This is a genomic window from Clostridium pasteurianum BC1, from assembly GCF_000389635.1.
Taxonomy (GTDB): domain Bacteria; phylum Bacillota; class Clostridia; order Clostridiales; family Clostridiaceae; genus Clostridium_I; species Clostridium_I pasteurianum_A.
Window position 1 is genome coordinate 4,005,807 of sequence record NC_021182.1, and the last position, 23,295, is coordinate 4,029,101.

Annotated in this window: 20 protein-coding genes and 1 other annotated feature; of the genes, 6 read left to right on the forward strand and 14 right to left on the reverse strand. The window is 30.7% G+C overall.

Annotated elements, in window-relative coordinates; genetic code table 11:
• Window positions 1–55: 55 nt before the first annotated feature.
• From CLOPA_RS18695 to CLOPA_RS18710, 4 genes are all read right to left on the reverse strand, one after another.
• Window positions 56–1,036 carry a rhomboid family intramembrane serine protease gene (locus tag CLOPA_RS18695; protein WP_015616992.1) on the reverse strand — a complete coding sequence of 327 codons (981 nt, stop codon included), beginning with the start codon at window positions 1,034–1,036 and terminating at the stop codon, window positions 56–58.
• Window positions 1,037–1,194: 158 nt separating this feature from the next.
• A complete protein-coding gene (locus CLOPA_RS18700) occupies window positions 1,195–2,256 on the reverse strand; it encodes an HD-GYP domain-containing protein (RefSeq protein WP_015616993.1) in 1,062 nt (353 codons plus the stop codon).
• 352 nt (window positions 2,257–2,608) lie between these two features.
• The gene (gene pepF / locus CLOPA_RS18705; RefSeq protein ID WP_015616994.1) at window positions 2,609–4,408 is read right to left on the reverse strand and encodes an oligoendopeptidase F; all 1,800 of its coding nucleotides are present in this window, start codon (window positions 4,406–4,408) and stop codon (window positions 2,609–2,611) included.
• Between the two features lie 167 nt (window positions 4,409–4,575).
• A complete protein-coding gene (locus tag CLOPA_RS18710; protein WP_015616995.1) occupies window positions 4,576–4,974 on the reverse strand; it encodes a DUF6762 family protein in 399 nt (132 codons plus the stop codon).
• Between the two features lie 233 nt (window positions 4,975–5,207).
• On the opposite strand from CLOPA_RS18710, the gene CLOPA_RS18715 reads away from it, so the two are divergent.
• A complete protein-coding gene (locus CLOPA_RS18715) occupies window positions 5,208–5,567 on the forward strand; it encodes a hypothetical protein (protein WP_015616996.1) in 360 nt (119 codons plus the stop codon).
• A 9-nt stretch (window positions 5,568–5,576) separates the two neighbouring features.
• On the opposite strand, the gene CLOPA_RS18720 is transcribed toward CLOPA_RS18715, so the two are convergent.
• Both CLOPA_RS18720 and CLOPA_RS18725 read right to left on the reverse strand, forming a co-directional pair.
• Entirely contained in the window at window positions 5,577–6,008 is a 432-nt protein-coding gene (locus CLOPA_RS18720; protein WP_015616997.1) for a Fur family transcriptional regulator, read from the reverse strand.
• A 144-nt stretch (window positions 6,009–6,152) separates the two neighbouring features.
• Window positions 6,153–6,704 carry a manganese efflux pump MntP gene (locus CLOPA_RS18725; protein ID WP_015616998.1) on the reverse strand — a complete coding sequence of 184 codons (552 nt, stop codon included), beginning with the start codon at window positions 6,702–6,704 and terminating at the stop codon, window positions 6,153–6,155.
• A 676-nt stretch (window positions 6,705–7,380) separates the two neighbouring features.
• Here CLOPA_RS18725 and panB point away from each other — a divergent pair.
• From panB to panD, 3 genes are all read left to right on the forward strand, one after another.
• Entirely contained in the window at window positions 7,381–8,208 is an 828-nt protein-coding gene (gene panB, locus CLOPA_RS18730; RefSeq protein ID WP_015616999.1) for a 3-methyl-2-oxobutanoate hydroxymethyltransferase, read from the forward strand.
• An 83-nt stretch (window positions 8,209–8,291) separates the two neighbouring features.
• Entirely contained in the window at window positions 8,292–9,140 is an 849-nt protein-coding gene (panC, locus tag CLOPA_RS18735; protein ID WP_015617000.1) for a pantoate--beta-alanine ligase, read from the forward strand.
• A gap of 173 nt (window positions 9,141–9,313) precedes the next feature.
• A complete protein-coding gene (panD, locus tag CLOPA_RS18740; RefSeq protein ID WP_015617001.1) occupies window positions 9,314–9,697 on the forward strand; it encodes an aspartate 1-decarboxylase in 384 nt (127 codons plus the stop codon).
• A 258-nt stretch (window positions 9,698–9,955) separates the two neighbouring features.
• Here the strand turns inward: panD and CLOPA_RS18745 are convergent, their stop codons facing one another.
• The 3 genes from CLOPA_RS18745 to pepV all read right to left on the reverse strand — a co-directional run bounded on the left by CLOPA_RS18745 (window position 9,956) and on the right by pepV (window position 14,218).
• Complete coding sequence (locus CLOPA_RS18745) at window positions 9,956–11,362, reverse strand: amino acid permease (RefSeq protein WP_015617002.1); 1,407 nt, start codon at window positions 11,360–11,362, stop codon at window positions 9,956–9,958.
• Between the two features lie 222 nt (window positions 11,363–11,584).
• Window positions 11,585–12,433, reverse strand: a complete 849-nt coding sequence (locus CLOPA_RS18750) for a DegV family protein (protein ID WP_015617003.1) — start codon at window positions 12,431–12,433, stop codon at window positions 11,585–11,587.
• Window positions 12,434–12,826: 393 nt separating this feature from the next.
• A complete protein-coding gene (gene pepV, locus CLOPA_RS18755; protein WP_015617004.1) occupies window positions 12,827–14,218 on the reverse strand; it encodes a dipeptidase PepV in 1,392 nt (463 codons plus the stop codon).
• A 175-nt stretch (window positions 14,219–14,393) separates the two neighbouring features.
• Here pepV and safA point away from each other — a divergent pair, with 175 nt between their 5' ends.
• A complete protein-coding gene (gene safA / locus CLOPA_RS18760) occupies window positions 14,394–15,008 on the forward strand; it encodes a SafA/ExsA family spore coat assembly protein (protein WP_015617005.1) in 615 nt (204 codons plus the stop codon).
• 508 nt (window positions 15,009–15,516) lie between these two features.
• Here safA and CLOPA_RS18765 read toward each other — a convergent pair.
• A complete protein-coding gene (locus CLOPA_RS18765) occupies window positions 15,517–16,374 on the reverse strand; it encodes a prephenate dehydratase (protein WP_015617006.1) in 858 nt (285 codons plus the stop codon).
• Window positions 16,375–16,690: 316 nt separating this feature from the next.
• Window positions 16,691–16,919 (forward strand) — a binding site (T-box leader).
• A 198-nt stretch (window positions 16,920–17,117) separates the two neighbouring features.
• Here CLOPA_RS18765 and leuA point away from each other — a divergent pair.
• The gene (leuA, locus tag CLOPA_RS18770; protein WP_041710978.1) at window positions 17,118–18,782 is read left to right on the forward strand and encodes a 2-isopropylmalate synthase; all 1,665 of its coding nucleotides are present in this window, start codon (window positions 17,118–17,120) and stop codon (window positions 18,780–18,782) included.
• A 178-nt stretch (window positions 18,783–18,960) separates the two neighbouring features.
• Here the strand turns inward: leuA and CLOPA_RS18775 are convergent, their stop codons facing one another.
• From CLOPA_RS18775 to CLOPA_RS18790, 4 genes are all read right to left on the reverse strand, one after another.
• Window positions 18,961–19,170 carry a heavy-metal-associated domain-containing protein gene (locus CLOPA_RS18775; protein WP_015617008.1) on the reverse strand — a complete coding sequence of 70 codons (210 nt, stop codon included), beginning with the start codon at window positions 19,168–19,170 and terminating at the stop codon, window positions 18,961–18,963.
• Window positions 19,171–19,573: 403 nt separating this feature from the next.
• Window positions 19,574–22,030, reverse strand: a complete 2,457-nt coding sequence (locus CLOPA_RS18780) for a heavy metal translocating P-type ATPase (RefSeq protein WP_015617009.1) — start codon at window positions 22,028–22,030, stop codon at window positions 19,574–19,576.
• Between the two features lie 14 nt (window positions 22,031–22,044).
• On the reverse strand, window positions 22,045–22,311 hold the full coding sequence (locus CLOPA_RS18785; protein ID WP_015617010.1) for a metal-sensing transcriptional repressor: 267 nt from the start codon (window positions 22,309–22,311) through the stop codon (window positions 22,045–22,047).
• 240 nt (window positions 22,312–22,551) lie between these two features.
• Window positions 22,552–23,250 carry a response regulator gene (locus CLOPA_RS18790; protein ID WP_015617011.1) on the reverse strand — a complete coding sequence of 233 codons (699 nt, stop codon included), beginning with the start codon at window positions 23,248–23,250 and terminating at the stop codon, window positions 22,552–22,554.
• Window positions 23,251–23,295: the final 45 nt, after the last annotated feature.

A 23,295-nucleotide genomic window follows, 5' to 3' on the forward strand; every position in this document is an offset into this window, starting at 1 on the left:
ACCTCTCATAGAGTGAACTTCCACCAAACTACCTCAGGAGTGTGATTACCAAATTTTACACCCCTGGGGTGAACTTTTGTGGAAACATGAGCCAGGATATTATTATTCCTGCTATAAGTCCCCCAACATGAGCGGATATGTCTATATTTGGTATTGTAAAAGATATAAATAAATTTATAGCTATAACAAAAATAATGTTTTTAAGAAGTCCTGTACCTATTCTATCCTTTAATTTATGCCCTATAACTAGAACTCCTCCCAACACTCCAAATATTGCCCCAGATGCACCTACTGATACTCCACTGCTAAATACATAACTAAATAAAGATGCTATTATTCCAGATACTATATAGATAATTATATATTTTTTCTTTCCATAGACGCTTTCTGCTAAACCTCCTATACTATAGAGTGCGTACATATTTGAAACTATATGTAAAATTCCACTATGTAAAAACATGCACGTAAATAGTCTGTAATATTCACCATTATTTATTAAAGAATTATCTTTAGCACCTAAAAAGTCCAGAACGTTTACATCTATGTTAAATAAATTTCTTGATAGAAGGGCAGAAATTATGTAAATCACTACGTTGATGGCTATTATACCGTAGGTTATAAATAATTTGTTATGACTATTTTTGCTATCTTTAAAAAAATTTAATATGTTTATAATTTCCATAATTTCACTGGCAATTTCATTTGAACTGTATAAAATTTCATCACTTGAAGAATTGATAATTACCATATTTCCAGAATTTTTACTGAGTATCTCAGAAATATCTATATTATTTTTTACAACAAGAACCCTTACTATATTAACATAATCATTCTCTGTTTTTATTCTGCTATTTATAGCATTGTCTATATTATTTAAATCCTTAGCGCTAAAAAATACAAACAATTTTTTAGGAAGAGTTTGTGTTCTTATAGCTCCCCAAAATTCTTCTTTACCCCTGTCACTGTTTATTTCCGTAATTCTATAATCGTAATGATTACATAACTGCTCAATTATACTTTTTATATACTTATCCATAGCACTCTCCTCTAGCTATTTGCATATAATAATTAAACCGCAAAAGTCTGTAAATTAATTTTCACTATACCACTTATAGTAGTTTCAATGTGAAATCTTCAGTATATATTTTTTATTAAATATACTTTTGTTTGATAATCTTATAAGGAATATTTAAATTATACTATACTTTTTATAACCATATTTAAACTTTTTACTAAATCAATTTCATAAAACTGCACTGGTTTTTTTGTATTTGTATCGTATAATACTCTAATAATTGGTTTATCAGGAAATCCAGGATTTTGTTTTATTACGTATCCTTCTATGCCATTAGATAGCTTTACACAGCATCCCAGTGGATAAACAGAAAATGTATTTTTAAAGTTTTTTACAATTTTATCATCAAATATGCTTCCACTTCCAGCTAAAATAAGCTCATAAGCATCATTAGGTGCAAGTTTTTTTCTATAACATCTATCACTCATAATAGAATCATAAACATCACATACACAGGCAATTTTACCAAATTTAGATATTTGATAACCCTTTAACCCATAAGGATACCCTGTACCATCAACCCTTTCATGATGTTCCGTAATGATTTTAATTACATTACTTGAAATTTTAAAATTCCTTTCTAAAATTTCCTTGCCATAAATAGGATGTTTTTTTATTTCATCATACTCTTCACCTGTTAAAGAACCCTTCTTATTTATTATAGATATAGGAATTCTTGTCTTTCCGATGTCATGAAGTATGGCTCCCATTCCAAGCTCCTTTAATTCATTTTCATTAAGATTCATTCTTTCTCCTAAAAATGTTGACATTATACCAGTATCTATGCTATGTACATAAGTATAGTTATCATAGGTTTGAATATTATATAAATATTTATTAACATCACCCATTTCTATTATATAGTCAATTAAATTTTCAATTATTTTTAGAGAATCTATTGACTCTTTTCTATTGGTATTTCCAGATATATTTTTTATTATTTTAGACATATTTTTCATAGTTAAACTTTTTAGTTCTAATAATTGTTTATCTTCTTCTTCCACATCATCTAATCTATTGTCCTCAATATATATGTATATAATTCCTACTTTTCTTAGCTTTTCTATATACAATGTGTTTAATTTTACACCTGCTCTTAAAAGTATATTTCCTTCGCTAGTATATATATTTCTACCAAGAACATCATTTTCTTTAACTCTATCCATAAATTCTAATCTCATAAAGCACCTCATATTATACTAAAAAGTTCGTATATAAAAAGCTTTAATTACTTGGTTTTTTATTTTAAATAAATTTTAAAAATGGATATCGTTAAAACTTCTAAAATACATGCACCGAATTATTAAACTATTTAGTATTAATTCTACAATATTTTATTTGCATTTAATAAACATAATACTATTTTCGTATCGTTTTTAATTTAATTTACAAAAAAATTATATTTTATATAGTAATAATAATTCAAATGCTAACTATTTAAAAAAGTTCATTACTCATTTTGTGACAAATTATAGTCTATAATAATTATAATTGTCACAAAATTTCATAATGAACCTAAAATTTCAGTGAATTTTAATCTTTATCTAACATATCAAGAAGTTTATTAAAGGTATCTATAGTATCCTCTAGAGGCTTAGGAGTTGCCATATCTACCCCACCCTTCTTTAGAATGTCTATTGGGTAATCACTACCGCCGCTCTTTAAAAATTCCTTATATTTCTTCACTGCGGGTTCACCTCCTTTTAAAATCATACTGCTAAAGGAATTAGCCGCAGCATATCCTGTTGCATATTGGTATACATAAAAATCACTATAAAAATGTGGAATCCTTGACCATTCCATATCTATTTCCTTATCTACTATCATATCAGGGCCAAAATATTTTACATTTAAATCATGCCATATTTTACAAAAATCTTCTGCTGAAAGAGGCTTTCCATTTTCTATACTTTCATGTGTTATCTTTTCAAATTCAGCAAACATAACCTGTCTGAACACAGTAGTTCTAATCTGCTCTAATTGTTGATTTATAAAATATAATTTTTTATTTTCATCCTCTTCTGTATTTATAAGGTGATTTATAAGCAAGCATTCATTAGTTGTAGATGCCACTTCAGCACAGAATAAAGTATAACTAGCATATATAAAGGGCTGAGTTTTTCTTGAATAGTATGAATGGATAGAATGACCCATTTCATGCACTAAGGTAGATACATCATTTATTTCATAATTGTAGTTAAGTAATACATAGGGCATTGAATCATAGCATCCAAAAGAGTATGCACCACCTCTTTTTCCCTTATTCTCAAATACATCAATCCATCCATCTTTTATTCCACTGTCGAAAATATCCAGGTACTCCTTTCCAAGGGGCTTTAATCCTTCCTTTGCAATTTGAACAGCTCTTTCAAACTCAATATGATCCTTAGGTGTATCTACCACGGGAACATACAAATCGTACATATGGATTTCATCCAATTTTAATAGTTTTTTCTTTACATCCACATATCTGTGTAGTGACGCTTTTAAATTATTATTTACAGTTTCAATTACATTATCATATACACTTAGCGGAATGTCATTTGGCTTAAGGCTATATTCCATAGAATTTTTATAATGCCTTACCTTTGATTGAAATACAAAATTTTTAATTGATGCTGAAAGAGTTTGGGCAAAGGTATTTTTATAATTACTATAAGTATTAAATAAAGCATTAAAAGCATTCTTTCTAACTTCTCTATTTTTAGATTTTATAAAATTACTGTATTTTACTTCTGTAAGCTCAGCTTCCTTTCCATCTTCATCTATTATCTTTGGAAAACTTATATCGGCATTTGATAGCATGTTAAAAATATTTCCTGGTGCTTCTAAACAATCTGAAACGGAAGCCAGCAATTCCTCTTCTCTTTTTGAAAGAGTATATGGCTTAGCCTTTAATATATCCTTTAATGCAAATTCATAGAGTTTAAGTTCAGGCACGTTTTCAACTTCTTTTTTAATATCTTCCTCAGGCAAAGATAAAATCTCAGGGACAAAAAAAGCTGCAGCACTTTTAAATTCTGAAAGATAAGCATCAATTCTACTCTTTAATGTTTGAAAAGTGGTATTTGTTGTGTCCTCATCAGATCTTTGATGGGCATAGATAAATAACTTTTCTAATATTCTAGAAGCCTCTTCGTCAAGCTTATAAAATTCTAATAGCTTCTTACCATCACTAAGCTTTCCGCTAAGTACACTTATTTTAGGTTGAAATTCTTTAAGTCTATTAAAATCAGTTTCCCAAGCTTCTATATCTTTATATACCTTCTCAATTCTCCATTTGTACTTTTCATCTATTTCATCCCTTGTTTTGGTTTTCTTTATTTCTTCCATAAAATTCTCCCCTTTTTTATACTAATATTTATGTTGCAATAAATTATCTTCACTAATAAATAGGTATTTTATTTAAACATCTTCTATTAGCTGATATCAATCAAATGTATAGCTTTAGTTACAATTTATATAATGTTAAAAATTAATTTATAATATTTAGCTATACTTTATTCATATTTTTCTCGCTGATTACTTATATCCTGAAATACCTGATGAACTTTTTCTGATATTAAATTGCAAAGCTCATCAAATTTTTTTTCCATATCCTCATGCTTTGATAGAAATTCAAACTTCACTAACCAAGTTGGATTATATTCATCATCTATATCCTCAATAGTATATCCTTTTTCTGTAAAGCTTTCGTAATCAAAATAATCGAATACAGCTGTATATTCCCATTCCTCCACATCTTTTTTTGTATCAAAAAACACATTTATCTTTTTCCCGTCATAATACATTTTTGTTATATACTCCGCACCCTCATTAACCTTATAGCTGCCAAGTTCTCTTGTAAAAAACTTATTATCTTTGTCTTTTTCCATTAAAACTAAAGATGAAAAATTCATTTTATCCTTCCTTTCAGCACTACTGCTTTATCTTTTACAAAAATACATTCATATATTCTATTTACAAATATATCCAAGTATATTATAATTTATTTACATTATATGTAATTTATTTTTTCATCAATTCAATATTATCAAGAAAATAAATTGATGTTAATACTTAAGCTTTGCAATTAAGCTTATCATTCATAAAAATCTTTAATAACCACGCTATAGATCAGGAGGAACTTGTTATGAGGAAAAAAACCAAGGTAAAGAAAATATATATAGTTACAGCTGTCTTCATAATCATTATTGTAATTTTAATAAAAGGCAGTATCAATAATAACAATGACAAAGATATAAATTTTGCTGCAAAACAATATTTAACTACAGGTTTTTTTAATAGCTATAAACTATATAATATAGACCATTCTTATATAACTTTTTCCAGCTCAAATGATGCCATTTTAAATGTAAGGGGTATGGAAACCAGAGTTCCCCATGCTACAGTAAGTTACAGTTTAAAAATGACAAAGGATACTAGCGGAATCTGGCACGTAAAAAAAATATCCCCTTTATCTGACCTTCAATATTTAAATGCAAATAATTAAATTAATATTTTACTTTTTCTTATTTTCTTTGGAGTGCTTCATACACTCCTGGCAAACAGCCTTTACTTTAAGTTCATGTTCTATAAGCACAAATCCTGTCTTATTTTTTATTAATTCTTCTACAGGCAGCATTGGACAATCTATTTCCACTTCTTTATGACAAAGACTACATTCAATTACATGCTTATGCTTGTGATCCTTAATTTTATAATTGTATTTTCCATCACCTAGATTAAATTTTTCAATTATATCTTTGCGCTCAAATAAATCTAGGCTTCTATATACTGTAGACAGATCCACATTATGACCTTTTTCTTTACACTGTTCATATATATTATCTGCACTTATAGCCTGAGAGTAATTATCTATAATTTCCAGTATAATTACTCTTCCTTGAGTAACTTTAATTTTTCTTTCTTTAAGAAAAGCCTCATAGTCCATAATATCACCTTGTATAATTTTTATTTTTATTATAGCACAATTACTAGCTATTGGTATATTACAAGAAACAGTACTGGGTATATATACTTTTTATTTTTACCTAATATTTATTTTTAATAATAGATATATTTATTACATCTATATCTAAAAAAATATCATTTTCAACCCAAATATCATAAGAATTATACCTCCTACAAAGTTAGCGTATTTAGTAATTATATCTATTTTTCTCAAATACCTTGAGATAATAAAGGCTATGCAAGATAAAGCTCCCGTTACAAATCCTATAAATAAAGTTTGTGATAATATTGCAGTATAATTTAATATATTACTAAGAACAGTAAATCCAACTACTAAAGCATCTATACTAACTGATGCTCCAAGGACAATATACATTTTAGGATCTAATAATAAAGTATCTGACTTTTTTTCAAAGCCCTCCTTTATCATAAATACTCCAACTATGGAGATAATCATGCCACCTATTAACTGCGGCACAGAGGCAATATATGTATTAAATAAAAGCCCTATATATGCACCAATTAGAGAAAATAAAAATTGAAAAAATCCAAAGGAAAAACAAAATCTAATTTTATGCCTTCTTGCCATGCAATTACATATCCCTATACTTATAGCTACACCAAAAGCATCTAAAGATAATGCCAATGCAACTAAGAATAAAGAATAAATATCCATAAAACTCCTCCTGTAAGCGTCTGAAAATAAACAGCAATTTCAAAATGCCACATCTATTTTGTGAGATGGCTAGCATACTGACTAGCTAATTTTTTAATATTACTTAAATTTAAATTCCAGTTAATGAAGCAATTATATTTTCAGTTAATTTTTATTTATTATTTACTTTATTTATATTAATATATAAATTTTTATATTCAATTTTAAAATTGAATATAAAAAACTTTTATGTTAAAATGTTTTTGGGTAGTATCCTTAAAGAACTGCACCATAGTGTTATTAATGTTTAAAATTTCTGCTCATATCCTTTGAATGAGACAGCTAGAAAGATAATAATCCTAATATTTTTAGGTTTCAAATATTAACTTTATAATAAAATTTATTATAAAGCCTACTAACCTCTGCAGTCTTTTTCGCACATTAACACTTTGCAAACATTTTTGGATATCCTATCCTATATTATGTGTGATTTTTCCTATTAATTTAAATCTTTGTTAAAAATTTCATATAGTCAATTTATACATTATATTAAGTTTACATTAACTATCCATAACATACCGCTGTAAAAGGCTTAGCATTAATCTTTATGCCTTTCAAGAGCATTAAAATGCTTTAGAATAATAACATTATTAAAGCGGTAAAACACTGGATAAAATAATTTTTGGAGGTAAAACTTATGAAAAACACTTCTTCAACCTTTGTATCTGCAAAACAAAAGGGAGAAAAATTGGCAATGCTTACGGCCTATGATTATTCCACAGCAAAGCTTATAGATGCTTCAGGCATAGACGGTATTTTAGTTGGAGACTCTTTAGGCATGGTATGTTTAGGATATAAGGATACTTTAAGCGTAACCATGGAAGATATGATTCACCATACTAAAGCCGTGGCCAGAGGAACTATGAATGCATTATTAGTCAGTGATATGCCCTTTATGTCCTATCAGACTTCCGTATATGATGCTGTTAAAAATGCTGGGAGACTTATTCAGGAAGGTAATGCTGAGGCCGTTAAACTTGAAGGGGGAACTTTAGTCTACGAACAAATTAAAGCAATTGTAAGAGCACAGATTCCAGTAATGGGTCACATAGGTCTCACTCCTCAATCCGTAAATGTTTTTGGAGGCTTTAAAGTTCAAGGAAAAGAAGATTCTCAGGCAAAAAAGATTATTGAAGATGCCAAAGCTTTAGAAGCTGCTGGTGTTTTTTCAATAGTATTGGAAGGAATACCCTCAAGGCTGGCTGAAATAATAACCAATTCCATATCTATACCAACTATAGGCATTGGTGCTGGCAAATACTGTGACGGACAAATTCTTGTATATCAAGATATGCTTAGTATGTTTCCAGATTTCAAACCAAAATTTGTTAAATCCTATGCTAACATGGGCGAATCTATGTCTACCGCATTTAAATCCTATATTAGCGAAGTAAAACAATCTGTTTTTCCTGATGAAGAACATAGCTTTAAAATAAATGATAATATATTAAGTAAACTATATTAGATATAAACAATTGTAGTATTATATAAAATAGACTGATATACTAATAATTATTTCTTTACTACACCTTGGAAAGGATGTTAAAAATGGAAACTGTACACACTATACTGGAAACAAGAAAGATAATAAAAGCATGGAAAAAAGATGGCCTTACTGTAGGCCTTGTACCTACTATGGGTTTTCTTCATGAAGGACATGAAAGCTTAGTAAAAAAAGCTGCTGCTGAAAATGATAAAGTAGTAGTAAGTATATTTGTTAATCCAATTCAATTTGGACCAAATGAGGACCTGGAAGCTTATCCAAGAGATCTAGATAAAGATAAGCTTGTCTGTGAAAAGGCTAATGCAGACTTAATTTTCAACCCTTCTCCTGAAGAAATGTACTTTGATAATGCAGTTACTTCAGTAGCTGTAAAGGAACTTACAGAAGGTTTATGTGGTTCTAAACGTCCTGTTCATTTTCAGGGTGTATGTACTGTGGTTTCAAAACTATTTAACATAGTAACTCCTGATAGAGCCTATTTTGGTGAAAAAGACGCACAGCAGCTGGCGGTTATAAAGAGAATGGTTCAAGATTTGAATTTTGACATAGACATTGTAGGCTGTCCTATTGTAAGAGAAGAAGATGGGCTAGCTAAGAGTTCAAGAAATACTTATCTTTCCAGAGATGAAAGAAAAGCTGCTGTTATCTTAAATGAAAGTCTTAATTTGGCTAAGGAGGCTTTAAAATCTGGAGAACAGTATGCTTCAAAATTAACTGGCATTATTTCGAAAAAAATTTCCAGTGAACCTCTTGCCAAAATTGATTATATAGAAATAGTAGATAGTTTAGAATTAAAACCTGTTTGCAAAATAAGCTCATCTATTCTTGTGGCAATAGCTATTTACATTGGTAACACAAGACTTATAGATAATTTTACCTGGGATATTAAATAGTAACTAAAGAATTAAGATTATCTACAGTTCCCAATATACAATAAATATTAGTCTGAAAATACTCTGAAACTGCAGTATTTCGTTTATAAATCTTTGTATTGTTTTCAAGTTACTAATTGCAGTAAGATTGTATATTTCATAATAATAAGATTCACTCTATGGAGGTACAGTACATGAAATTAAGTATGTTAAAATCAAAAATACACAGAGCAACTGTCACAGAGGCAAAACTAAATTATGTGGGCAGTATAACAATAGATAGTAAATTAATGAAAGAAGCAAATATAATAGAATATGAAAAAATACAGGTAGTAAATATAAATAATGGCAGTAGAATTGAAACCTATGTTATTGCTGGAGAAAACGGCAGTGGTGTCATATGTCTTAATGGGGCGGCTGCCAGATATGCACAAGCAGGGGACAAGGTCATATTAATGACTTATTGCGAAATGGAGGAAGAAGAAGCAAATCTTCACAAGCCTATTGTAGTATTTGTAAAAGAGGACAACTCTATTTCAGAAATTACAACCTACGAAAGACACGGCGAAATAAAATAATTATAAAAAAGATTGGTTTAAAAGTAAAATTTTCTTTTAAACCAATCTTTTTTATCAATGAATCTTACTTAGTTGAAGTTTGTATTCCCACTAAGTTTAGATGAATTATCCAGGGACGTGTCGCTGTTATCTCCATCTTTAGAAAGTGGAGTGTTACAGCGACTAGTCATCGAACAAATCTTATAAACAAATATAATTTCATATATATTTATTATTTTGTCAGCTGAGTTTAAATAAATAATTCTTTATTATATATAGTTATTCTGCAGTTTCACTGCTATCATTATTCATAGTGCTGTGATTTTTACTGTATGCAAAATATACAATAATTCCTAATAAGAACCAAACTACAAATCTAATTTTTGTTATATTAGGAAGCATAAATATTAATATAGCACAGAATATTACAGAAATAGCTGGTGTAATAGGAGCTCCAGGACATTTAAATCCTCTCTTAATATCTGGTCTTCTGTATCTTAAAACTACAACTCCTATGGAAACTATTATAAAGGCTGCAAGAGTACCTATATTAGTCAACTCTGCTAAATCTCCAATAGGAATAAATCCTGCAATTACCATTGTAACTATTCCAACTAAAAGTGTACTTTTAACTGGTGTCTTAAATTTATGATGAACCTGGCCAAATACCTTAGGTAAAAGACCATCTCTTGACATGGCAAAGAAAATTCTTGTCTGTCCAAACATCATAACTAATAATACTGATGTAATACCACAAATAGCACCTACTGAAACCAATGCTGAGCCCCAGTTAATACCTATTTGTTTAAGAGCAAAAGCTACTGGCGCTGCTGTATCTTTAAATTGTAAATATGGAACTACACCTGTAAGTATTGCGGATACAATTATATATAGGGCAGTACAAAGTAAAAGTGATAATACAATTCCCTTTGGTAAATCCTTCTGAGGATTTTTAACCTCCTCAGCCGCTGTAGATACTGCATCAAAGCCTATATAAGCAAAGAATACAATAGCTGCTCCACTAAAAACTCCGCCCCATCCAAAAGGCATAAATGGATGCCAGTTAGCAGGTTTTACGTGTCCAACTGCTAATACTATAAATAGAAGTATAACAATTAACTTTATTGCAACTATTATATTATTTACTTTTGAACTCTGTTCTACACCAGAAACTAAAAGATAAGTAATAACAAGAATTATTAATACTGCTGGCAGGTTAACAATTCCTCCCTCCAATGGAGAACTTGTAATAGCCTTTGGTAAATTAATTCCAACGGCTCCCAATAGATTAACTGCATAAGCAGACCATCCAACAGCTACTGCTCCAATTGCCACCATGTACTCAAGTATTAAATCCCAACCTATAATCCATGCCCAAAATTCTCCAAGGGCTGCATAACTATAAGTATAAGCACTACCTGCTACAGGTACAGTTGATGCAAACTCTGCATAACATAAAGCTGCAAAGGCACAAGCAAGTCCGGATACAATAAAAGATAATATAAGTGCTGGTCCGGAATATTTGGCTGCTGCTACACCTGTAAGAACAAATATACCTGTTCCAATAATTGCTCCAACGCCAAGCATTGTAAGTTCAAGTGGGCCCAAAGCTTTTTTTAGAGAATCCTTTCCCTTTGTCTCGGCAATTAGACTCTCAATGGGTTTTGTTCTAAAAATATTATTCATAAAAACGCCTCCTTATTATGTCTACATTGTTAAATACCTCTGATTTTTTAACAATTTCTTTATTTATTATAGCATTAATTATAAAAATTTCAATACCCAATATCTATTTTTAGGGAATTAATAATAACAGAAGGAATTTGAGAGTTGTTAATTTTAGCAATTAATTTTTAAAAAGATGAAGCTGTCTCACAATACATACATATGCATTGTGAGACAGCTTCATTACTCTTCTTCAATACATACAAGCCCCACAAGACCGGGGCCACTATGAACACCAGATACAGGGCTAATACATCCACAATAATAAACAGATGTTATATTAGAAAGCTTTTCTATGGATTCCTTTACTTTAATTGCATCTTCTTTTCCGTTGCCATCAACTACTAAGGCTCTACACTTCTTATTTTTTGAAAGCTGCTCTGCTATTTCAATAACTTTACTTAAAGCTTGTTTCTTGCCTCTAGCTTTAGCATAGGTATAATAATTACCCTCCTTATCTGTAGATATTATAGGTTTTAGATTTAATAGAGTTCCAATAGTTCCAGCCACTTTGCCTATTCTCCCACCTTTAATAAGATATTCTAAGGTATCCACCACAAAGAACAGATGTATTCTGTTTTGTATTGATGGAATAGCCTTAACTACCTGCTCAAAACTTCTTCCACCCTCTAAAAGTTTCGCGCACTCTTCAACTAAAGCGCCTTCTCCTAAGGATATAGATTTTGAATCACAAATACAAGACTTTATATTTGGATGATTTTTACTTACTAGGGTCAATCCATTATATATTCCTGAAAGTCCACTAGATAAGGTTATGCCTATAACATGAGTATAACCTTCCCCTTCCAATTTACTATAAGTATCTTCCATATCCTGAAGAGACGGCATGGAAGAGGTTGGCACTTCCTTTTTCAATCCTCTATAAACTTCCTCAGAGGTAATCTCTATCTTATCTCTATATTCTCTATCCTTGTATATTATTCTGAATGGTAAAGCCTGTATATTATATTTATTAATTATCTCCTGAGGTAAATCTGCTGTAGTATCCGTTATTAATGCCACTCTTTCCATAATAATGCCTCCCAAAGCATACAAAGTAATATGTAATAGAATTCCATATTTACTTCTTATTTATTCCAATATACCTGAATATTTTTATTATATTATATCATTTTAGCTCATGATTAAGATACACATTTACAACTTATTTATTCAGTATTAGTAAATTATCTAATGTATCCAACTAAGTATCTTCATAAGGTATTTACTACCTGCAATAGTCTTATGGACGAAATAATTTTACTTTGTAGTGAAAGATTCTGTTGCAATAAAAAAATTGACATAAATCATCTTATTAAACAAGTAGAAAATCTTAAAAGTCATATTAAAAATAATAAAAAACTATAAAATTATTAAAATTTTTAATAATTTTATAGTTATTACCTTTATCTAAAAGAATATTTTTTATTTAGCTAACTCATAAATAGTATGTGCATATATTTTGGCATTGATTATTAAATCTTCAATTTCAATATACTCATTTGCTTGATGATCTAAATCGGGCTTACCTGGAAATATAGGTCCAAAGGCTACTATATTAGGCATTTCCTTGGCATAAGTCCCTCCTCCAATAGATAATAGCTTAGGTTCATCACCAGTCTGCTCTTTGTAAACCTTTTGTAGAGTTTTAATTAGTGGATGATTTTCCGGGAAATATAGAGGCTCTTGATGCTGCATATTTTCAACTCTTATTCCTGTATCCTTTATTCTATCCTCTAATGGATCCATTAAATCTTCATAAGTTTTAGTAACAGGATATCTCACATTTAGTGTCAATCTAGCCTTATCTTCATTTATGTCAGCCACACCCAAATTAAAGGAAAGTTTACCTGACACATCGTCTGAAAGCCCTACACCAAAAGATTCACCATTGACCTCAAAGCCCACATATCTATTAAAGAAATTTATAAATTTTCCTATGTCTGAACTTCCAAGATCAAGCTCACCTAGAAATGCAAAAAGCTGCATAATAGCATTTTTACCAAGCTGCGGTAAACTTCCATGAGCAGAAACTCCATAGGATTTTACTATCACCATATCCTCTTTTTCCTCTATCTTCAAATCATATCCAGTCCTTTCTGAAAACTGCTCACAGCTTTCAATTAGAACACTCCTTAAATCAGCCTTGATTCCTGCTTCACAATAATCAGGAACCATATTTGCCTTTTGCCCACCTTTAATATACTTTATAATGAAATCTCCTTGTGGCTTTGTATTTAAATCCTTAACAAAGTCAAATATAGTTATTCCCTTTTCCCCATTTATAATTGGATATTCTGCATCTGGTGTAAAACCAGCTATTGGAGGCTTTTCTCTATCCAAATAATATTTAAGTTCCTTACTCCCTGATTCTTCATTAGTTCCGAAAATAATTCTTACTTTTTTGGAAAGAGGTAATTTGGCATCTACTATGGCCTTAAGTGCAAACAATGCAGAAATAATAGGACCCTTATCATCAGTAGTTCCTCTTCCATAAATTTTCCCTTCGTGTATTTCTGCTGAATAAGGAGGGTATTTCCATCCATCGCCTTCTGGCACTACATCAAGATGACCAAGTGCTGCAACATATTCATCACTCTCTCCATATTCCGCATATCCTACATAATTGTCTAAATTAACTATTTTAAAGCCCAAATTTCTTGCAATTTCAAGAGCAGTTTCCAGTGCATTTGCCGGACCTTCTCCAAAAGGCATTCCTGATTGAGGTTTTTCTTCTACACTCTTTACTCGTACAACTTCTTGAACTGCTTTAATAAGCTGATCTTTAAGGTTATCTATACTATCATTTATATTCATAAAATTCCTCCTAACATTTAACAAACTTTCATATGAGCTTTATCTTATTATTTATACTTATGTTCCTAACCTCATTATATTATAAACTTTATATGTAAATTTTATCAACTATAGAATAAATAACATCACATAAATAATTGAATTTATTAAAGAATATCTAGTGAGGTGATAATTAATGAAAAAAAAGATTTTAACACTTTCACTATTTTTTTCTCTTATGTTCTCCACAACTGCCTTTGCTCAGGATTTAGTATATATAGTTAAACCCGGAGATACACTTTGGAAAATAGCTGTAGCTAATCAAACAGGTCTCAGTGAACTAATAGCTAAAAATCCACAGATAGCCAATCCAAATTTAATTTACCCTGGTAATAAAGTAAATATACCAAATATAAATGATACAAAGGCAGCAGAAGCAGAAGTTATAAGGCTTGTAAATATTCAAAGAAGTAAAAATGGCCTCCAACCTTTAACTACTAATTGGCAGGTTGGAAGAGTAGCCAGATATAAATCACAAGATATGATTAATAAACATTATTTTTCTCATACTTCCCCTACTTATGGCTCTCCTTTTAATATGATGGAAACTTTTGGAATAAAATTTTCAGCTGCTGGAGAAAACATAGCCATGGGACAGAGAACTCCTGCGGAAGTTGTAAATGCCTGGATGAATTCACCAGGGCATAGAGCAAATATATTAAATCCTTCTTATACTCAAATAGGTGTTGGCCTTGCAAAGGACAGCAATGGAACCTGCTATTGGACTCAAATGTTTATAAAACCTATGTAAGTGGATAATTTAAAATATTTTTGTTTGAATTTAATTTTAAAATAATAATACTCTTAGAATAAGATGTCTATTTTCTTACTCTAAGAGTATTATTTTAAAACAATTGTATTATACTCATATACATTGAAAAATAAAATTTTAATTTGACCTCTAGTCTCTCTAGTCAGCCAACTTAACATTTTTTTATAGCTGAATGGCTTTTACCTCTAGTTTTTCTAGTCGGTAGCTTGAACTCCACTATATTAATTAACTACCATTATACTTTTTACCATTTCAGTTAAAAGTTCAATAAAACTATTATTTCTATTAATCACTAATAGCTACAGAATTGTTATTATAAAATTCTATACAATAACATAAAGTTAAGTTTAATTACTATAAAGATTACACATAAAAACATCTCTACAATAAATTTAACTTAACCTCTAATCTCTATAGTCAGCTAATTAAATATTATTTTTTAAGTCAATTATATAATTTATTCGTTTCTTTGTCAATAGAAATTTTATTAATTATCTTTGCTATTTTTTATTGCATTTTCATAAGTACCAAATATCTTCACTTTATTATTTACAGAAATATTCTTAATAGCTTCATTTAAATCTTTATCTTCTAAATAATTACCATCTACATCAATAAAAAAATAATATTTTCCCAGTGCCTGTTTATTAGGGTGTGATAATATAGACATCAAATTAATGCCCCTAGAAGAAAATTCATTTAATATATTAGCCAGTGAGCCTGGTTTGTCTTCAGTTTGGGTAATAATTAAAGAAGTTTTATAGTTTTTTCCTTCAGATTGAGAATAATTTTGAGTTTTTTCAGAAACAACTATGAATCTTGTCTCATTTTCCTTAGAATCAGTTACATTTTCAATTTCATAGGGCAATTTAAAGCCACTTCTTAGCATGTGCTGAGGTACTATAGCTGCCTCATGAATATTGCCATACTTTGCATTAACAAAAGATTCTCCATTACTTTCAGTGGTTATAATTTTTACATTGCTATCAAACTGTTCTAAAAAATCACAGCATTGACCTTGGGTTTTAAATTGAACATATATCTTTTCTACATCAGAAATATTTTTTGAATTTGCTACAAAAGAAAATTGAATTGGAATAATAATTTCATCTATTATTTTTAACTCTGTTTTTGCTAAGAGTTCAAGCGCTGGCTGAACATAACCATCCAGCGCATTTTCAATGGGTATCACCCCTAAATTACATTCTTCTCCAATGGCCTTAAAAGCTTTTGTTATACTTGAATAAAAAATTATATTTCCATTAAAATCTTTTTCATTATTGTATTTTTTAGCTGCAATTTCACAAAAAGTTCCTGCTGGTCCAAGAGTGGCTATTTTTCTCATAAGTTATCTCCTAACTCAATAATTTTTCTATGCATCATACACTTGTTATTTTATCATAAAAAGCATGTCACTGATTATTTTTTAATATTTTATTTTTAATAATATACTTACAGTTTATAAGATGTTCACAAATAAGAGATTTGTCAAAAAATAATCAATTATTAAGAAAAGAAAGAATAAATAATTATTAAAATTATTAAGTTTATCCCTAAATTTATTATTAATTTATCAATATTTTATTAAATAATTATGGATAGTATAAATTTAATGCGTTTATATTTACACCCTCTAATGGGTGCTGTATAATCAAAGACAATACAAAGCAATGAACAGAAATAGTAGGGATATGTGAAATTTTCAGAGAACCGATGATGCTGTGATTTCGGTAATTTCAAAATCTTGAACTCGTCTGCAAGCTGTCTCCTGAAATTAGTAGGGTAGAACGTGTTCCTTCGTTATAAGGATAAATGGTAATTGCCGTTGATAAAGTGGGTTTTATAATGGAACTAATTAGAGTGGTACCGCGGGTTAGCCTCGTCTCTTTTATTGAGACGGGCTTTATTTATTTTACATGGAATTTTAGTTTAGTCATAGAATAAGAAATAACAAATCAAATTTGCTAGCACATTGATTAATTATTTCTTTACACTAAGTATATTTAAATAAATAAATAGTCAGTATGCTAGTATATTCGACTTACTATTTATTTTCATATGCCTAATTTAAACAAAGGGGTTGATTTTGTGTCTTATTCAAAATATAAAAAATATCCTTCAGTTGATTTGAAAAATCGTCAATGGCCAGATAATCAAATTGAAAAAGCACCTAGATGGTGTAGTGTAGATTTACGTGACGGAAATCAGGCACTGCCAGTACCTATGAATGTTGAAGAAAAACTTAGAATGTATAAGTTACTTATAGATTTAGGCTTTAAAGAAATAGAAGTTGGCTTTCCAGCTGCCTCTAACACAGAATATACCTTCCTCCGTAAATTAATAGAGGATAATCTCATACCAGAGGATGTAACTGTTCAAGTACTTACCCAATCAAGAGAACATCTGATTAAGAAGACTTTTGAAGCTTTAAAGGGCGCAAAAAATGCCATAGTGCATCTCTATAATTCTACTTCTGTACTACAGAGAAAAGTAGTTTTTAATAAGAGTAAAGCGGAAATAATTGATATAGCGGTAAATGGTGCCAAACTTTTAAATGAATATAAAGAAAAATACCCTGAAACCAATTTTTCCTTTGAATATTCCCCTGAAAGCTTCACCGGAACTGAGCTAGACTATGCACTTGAAATATGTGAAGCAGTAGTAGATGTTTGGAAGCCAACAGCAGAAAATAAGGTAATTATAAATTTACCCTCTACAGTAGAAATGGCTACTCCTAATGTATATGCAGATCAGATAGAATGGATTTGTAAACACATTAAAAACAGAGAAAATATTATAATCAGTCTTCATACTCACAATGACAGAGGTACCTGTACAGCCTCCAGTGAGTTAGGTCTTCTTGCTGGAGCAGATAGAATTGAAGGAACATTATTTGGAAATGGGGAGAGAACCGGTAATCTGGATATAGTTACTATGGCCATGAATATGTATTCTCAGGGCATAGATCCCAAATTGGATTTCTCAAATATATATAATACTGTGAAGATATATGAAGAATGTACTAACATGAATGTTCATGAACGTCATCCTTATGCGGGCAAATTAGTTTATACAGCATTCTCAGGTTCCCATCAGGATGCTATAAGAAAAGGTCTTAAAGCTTTGGAAGAAGAAAATAATTCCTATTGGGAAGTTCCTTATCTTGCCATAGATCCTCATGATTTAGGCAGAGAATATGAAGAAATTATTCGTATAAACAGTCAATCCGGCAAAGGCGGTACTGCTTATATTATGGAAAGTGATTTTGGTTTTATATTGCCTAAAGAAATGCACAAAGAATTTGGATCTATTGTTAAAGAAAAATCTGATACTTCTGGTACAGAACTCAGTGCAGATCAAATATTTGAATTATTTAAAGATGAATATTTAGATAAAAAAACACCTTACACTTTAAAAAGTTATGAAACTGAATCAGTGCAAAATGTAGAGGATGATAAAAATGTGCTTAATATTCACGCTACCATAAATGTAGATGGTGTTGATAAAAATATTAAAGGAACAGGTAATGGTCCTGTAAATGCTTTTTTCAATGCACTACATGCTTCCAATATAAATGGATGTAAATTTATTTCCTATGATCAACATGCACTGGATAAGGGTTCCCGCTCTAAAGCAGTATCCTATATTCAAATAGAAAATAATAACAAGAGATATTTTGGAGTTGGCGTATCTGAAAATACAAATACCTCTTCTTTAAAAGCTTTAATTAGTGCTATTAATAGATGTAGATAGTTTAGTTTCATCATAAACGAATATAGTATCAATAATTTATCTTCAATCATAAATTAAGTCTTTGAATAAATTTATTAATAAAAAGTTTTCTTATAGTATGCACTGGAGTACTGGAGTACGCATGGAATTTAAAATTAAAAACCATCTATAGCTGAACGCTATAGATGGCTTTTAATTTTTATACAGCTTGTATACTTACTACATCATATCCGGCATCTTCAATGGCAGCTTTTATCTTTTCATCAGCTATACTTCCTACTTCTGCTTCAGCAAATTTATTTTCTAAGCTTACATTTATAGCATCAGCTCCAATTTCCTTTAAAGCCTCCTCTACATGTTTTACACAATGTCCGCAGCTCATTCCTTCAATTGATATTTTCTTTTTCATTTAAATCTCTCCCTTTTATTTTATATTTTATCCCATGGCTAGCCGCTGTAGCCTTCCACTTTAAGTGTCAGTGACAGCATCACACCTTTAGATAAGTATTTATGAATTTCAGTGGGAGAAACCGTCCCACTGGAATTAAAAACGCCCTTTGAATAGCATCTGAATAGTACATTCTAAAATTCACTGAGAAAACTATCTAACCAAAACCAAGAATACTATTCACCATAGCTAAGTTTATTTATATTAGGCATATGAAAATAAATAGTAAGTCAAAGATGCGACGAATATTTTGAATGATACAAGGAAACAGGTTCCGAAGATAGTGAGCTATCTGAGGGTTCTGTTGACGCAGTAGAATTCAAAATAGTCTAGCATACTGACTAGTTATTTATTTGAATGTGCCTTAAGTTAAAGGGCTAAATCTCTTTAATCTAAGCGCATTTGTCAATACGGATACTGAACTGAAGCTCATTGCCAATGCAGCTATTATTGGATTTAAAAGCGGACCTCCAAAGAGATATAATATTCCCATAGCTACCGGTATTCCCAAGATATTATAGCCAAAAGCCCAAAATAAATTTTCCTTTATATTTTTTATAGTCTTCTTACTAAGTTCAATTGCTGTAGGAACATCCATTAAATCACTTCTCATAAGCACAATATCTGCTGATTCCATGGCTACATCAGTTCCTGAGCCAATGGCTATTCCTATATCCGCCTGGGCTAGTGCCGGAGCATCATTTATTCCATCTCCAACCATAGCTACCTTTTTACCTTCTGCTTGAAGTTTTTTCACTTCATTTGCCTTATCCTGTGGTAGAACTTCTGATAATACTCTATCTATACCTACCTGCTTTGCTATAGCTACTGCTGTCTTTTTGTTGTCACCAGTAATCATAGCCACTTCAACCCCCATCTTATGGAGCTTTTCAATAGCTTTCTTACTGTTTTCCTTAACAATATCTGCCACTGCTATAATACCCATAAGCTTCTCTTTTGAAGCTATATACATTGGAGTTTTACCTTCTCTAGCCAATCTATCGGATTCTTCTTCAAATCCAGCTAAAGATATGCCGCTGATATCCATTAATTTCTTATTTCCAAGTAATATTATCTTGGAATCTACGTTAACTTCAATGCCATGTCCCGGTATTGCTTTAAAATCACTGACATCTATTAATTCCACAGCATCTTCCTCTGCTCTTTTTACAATAGCTTCTCCTAAAGGATGTTCAGACCTTTTTTCTGCCGATGCTGCAATTTTAATTATATCTTTCTCATTTATTCCTTCAGTAACTATTATGTCTGTAACTTTAGGCTTTCCTTCTGTAATAGTTCCCGTCTTGTCAAAAACTATAGTCTGTATCTTGTGGGATGTTTCCAGTGCCACTCCACTTTTAATTAAGACTCCATATTCTGCTCCTTTTCCTGTACCTACCATTATTGCTGTAGGCGTAGCTAGACCAAGAGCACAAGGACAAGCTATTACAAGCACTGATATAAATATGGTTAAAGAAAACACACCACTCTTACCAGATATAAGCCATGCCAGAGAAGCTATAATTGCAAGAGTCATAACCACAGGAACAAAATATCCAGATATTATATCTGCCAGCTTAGCTATAGGTGCTTTTGAACCCTGTGCATCTTCTACCAATTTAATAATTTGTGAAAGTGCAGTGTCCTTACCTACCTTAGTAACTCTGTATTTTATAGATCCATTTTTATTTATACTGGCACCAATGATTTTATCACCAATATTTTTTTCTACTGGTATACTCTCCCCTGTGAGCATAGACTCATCTACAGAAGTATTACCTTCTATCACTTCTCCATCTACAGGCATCTTTTCACCAGGTTTAACTATTACAATATCATTAATCTCTACTTCATCTATAGGAATTTCTATTTCTTTTGCATCTCTAATTATAGTAGCAGTTTTAGGTGCAAGTCCCATAAGCTTTTTTATGGCTTCGGAAGTCTTTCCTTTAGATACAGCTTCCATGTATTTTCCCAGTGTGATAAGTGTTAGAATAACTCCGGCAGATTCAAAATATAATTGAATTTCACCAGTTCCTAAAAATACTTCTTCAATGACACCATAAAGACTATATAAAAAGGCAGCTGAAGTTCCCAGTGCAACCAACGAATCCATATTAGGACTTAATTTTATAAGTGATCTAAAACCAATAATAAAATATTTTCTTCCTTCAATTATAATTGGCAATACTAAAGCTAATTCTATTATCCCATAAATTTTAGGATGCATCATGGGACTTATATTCATTGGAAGCCCTATATTGAGCCATTCCAGTATCATTGGTCCCATAGCTACTATCAAAAGAGGAACTGCAAATATAGCTGATATGACAAATCTTTTCCAAATATCCTTTATTTGCTTTTCTTTTTTTTCTCTATCCGTATCAACAGTTGTTTCTTCTTCTAAGGCCTTATATCCAGCTTTTTCTATTGCCTTTTTAATGTCCCCTACTCTAACTTTTGATGGTTCAAAGGTAATATTCAATTTTTCTGTAGCGATATTTACATTTGCCTCAAGTACACCATCTAATTTTTTACAAGCTCTCTCAACTGCCTTTACACATGCTGCACAGGTCATTCCCTCTATTTTTAAAATTTTATTTGTAGCTTCAATTAATGCCTTATATCCAGCCTTCTCAATTGCCGCCTGAATATCTGGTATAGAAACTTTAGCTTCATCAAAGCTTATATTTAATTTTTCCGTAGCAAGATTAACATTGGCTTCTTCTACACCCTCAAGTTTTTTTGAAACCCTCTCTACAGCCTTTGCACAGGCAGCGCAGGTCATTCCCTCTATTTTTAGAGTCTTACTCACTTCCATTCTCATTACCCCCTTTATTTTCCCATAAGTCTGCCAAGCAGGTCTATTATTTCATCAACCTTTTTATCACCATTATCATGCATAAAAGCATCCTTTACACAATGATTTAAATGTTGTTTTAATATGAGCATATTTGCCTTCTTTAAAAGAGATTGTGCTGCAATGATTTGATTGGATACATCAATACAATATCGTCCTTCTTCTATCATTTTTATTATTCCTTCTATTTGCCCTTTTGATGTCTTTAATGCCTTTACTGCATTTAATTTTTCATTATTCATAAAATATATCCACCTCCCCCCTGAGGGGTGATATTATTGTAATGAAACAATTGATAATGATACTTATTATCTATTTACTTATTTAAAGTTATTATAACACAAATTTGTGTAGATTTTGTGTAGATTATAAATTTTTATAATCTACACAAAAAAATTTGTAATGTAAATATTGATTATCTCACAAAAAGTATATTTAATAAAAGGTATATACTATAATATGGCAAAGGTTTCAAATTGAAGCTATTCATCCACAAGTCTATATCCTACTCCAACCTCAGTATATATATATTCAGGCTGAGCAGGGTCTTTTTCTATCTTCCTTCTCAGATTTGCCATAAAAACTCTTAGTGATTGAGTTTCATTTCCCACAGATGTGCCCCAGATTTCATGGATAATAAAATTGTGAGTAAGCACTTTACCTGAATATTTACAAAGTAATGACATTATTTTATATTCTATGGGAGTAAGATGTATTTCTTCATTTTCTAATGTTACACGTCTTTTTTGAAAGTCAACAAGCAGATTCTTCACCTTAAAAGTATTAATCACTTCATTTTTATCTTTATCTAATCCAGTGTGCCTTAGAGATACACGAATTCTTGCAAGAAGTTCTCCTATTCCAAAAGGTTTAGTTAAATAATCATCTGCTCCCTTATCAAGTGCTTCAACTTTTTGTCTCTCATTTTCTCTTGCTGATACAATTATAATTGGGATACTGGACCACTCTCTTATTCTAGATATAACTTCAAATCCATCAATATCTGGCAGCCCTAAGTCTAATATTATAAGGTCAGGGCTATTAGACATTGAAAGTGCAATTGCCTCGTTTCCTTTATCAGTTTCAATATATCTATATCCTTGAGTAGCTATTGCTGCAGTTATAAAATTTCTTATTGGTTTGTCATCCTCAACTACAAGTATATATGGCTTATTTTCCATATTCAATCCCCTTCTCCCCATTATTTTTAACACTTTTAGAAAAGA

Excerpts from the sequence above, each read along its gene's own strand:
- panC (WP_015617000.1), top strand. The coding sequence starts at position 8,292 with ATGGAAACTGTACACACTATACTGGAAACAAGAAAGATAATAAAAGCA.
- CLOPA_RS18725 (WP_015616998.1), bottom strand. The coding sequence starts at position 6,704 with ATGGATATTTATTCTTTATTCTTAGTTGCATTGGCATTATCTTTAGAT.
- CLOPA_RS18790 (WP_015617011.1), bottom strand. The coding sequence starts at position 23,250 with ATGGAAAATAAGCCATATATACTTGTAGTTGAGGATGACAAACCAATA.
- pepV (WP_015617004.1), bottom strand. The coding sequence starts at position 14,218 with ATGAATATAAATGATAGTATAGATAACCTTAAAGATCAGCTTATTAAA.
- CLOPA_RS18780 (WP_015617009.1), bottom strand. The coding sequence starts at position 22,030 with ATGGAAGTGAGTAAGACTCTAAAAATAGAGGGAATGACCTGCGCTGCC.
- panD (WP_015617001.1), top strand. The coding sequence starts at position 9,314 with ATGAAATTAAGTATGTTAAAATCAAAAATACACAGAGCAACTGTCACA.
- CLOPA_RS18745 (WP_015617002.1), bottom strand. The coding sequence starts at position 11,362 with ATGAATAATATTTTTAGAACAAAACCCATTGAGAGTCTAATTGCCGAG.
- CLOPA_RS18720 (WP_015616997.1), bottom strand. The coding sequence starts at position 6,008 with ATGGACTATGAGGCTTTTCTTAAAGAAAGAAAAATTAAAGTTACTCAA.
- CLOPA_RS18775 (WP_015617008.1), bottom strand. The coding sequence starts at position 19,170 with ATGAAAAAGAAAATATCAATTGAAGGAATGAGCTGCGGACATTGTGTA.
- pepF (WP_015616994.1), bottom strand. The coding sequence starts at position 4,408 with ATGGAAGAAATAAAGAAAACCAAAACAAGGGATGAAATAGATGAAAAG.
- CLOPA_RS18695 (WP_015616992.1), bottom strand. The coding sequence starts at position 1,036 with ATGGATAAGTATATAAAAAGTATAATTGAGCAGTTATGTAATCATTAC.
- CLOPA_RS18710 (WP_015616995.1), bottom strand. The coding sequence starts at position 4,974 with ATGAATTTTTCATCTTTAGTTTTAATGGAAAAAGACAAAGATAATAAG.
- panB (WP_015616999.1), top strand. The coding sequence starts at position 7,381 with ATGAAAAACACTTCTTCAACCTTTGTATCTGCAAAACAAAAGGGAGAA.
- CLOPA_RS18715 (WP_015616996.1), top strand. The coding sequence starts at position 5,208 with ATGAGGAAAAAAACCAAGGTAAAGAAAATATATATAGTTACAGCTGTC.
- safA (WP_015617005.1), top strand. The coding sequence starts at position 14,394 with ATGAAAAAAAAGATTTTAACACTTTCACTATTTTTTTCTCTTATGTTC.
- CLOPA_RS18785 (WP_015617010.1), bottom strand. The coding sequence starts at position 22,311 with ATGAATAATGAAAAATTAAATGCAGTAAAGGCATTAAAGACATCAAAA.
- CLOPA_RS18700 (WP_015616993.1), bottom strand. The coding sequence starts at position 2,256 with ATGAGATTAGAATTTATGGATAGAGTTAAAGAAAATGATGTTCTTGGT.
- CLOPA_RS18765 (WP_015617006.1), bottom strand. The coding sequence starts at position 16,374 with ATGAGAAAAATAGCCACTCTTGGACCAGCAGGAACTTTTTGTGAAATT.
- CLOPA_RS18750 (WP_015617003.1), bottom strand. The coding sequence starts at position 12,433 with ATGGAAAGAGTGGCATTAATAACGGATACTACAGCAGATTTACCTCAG.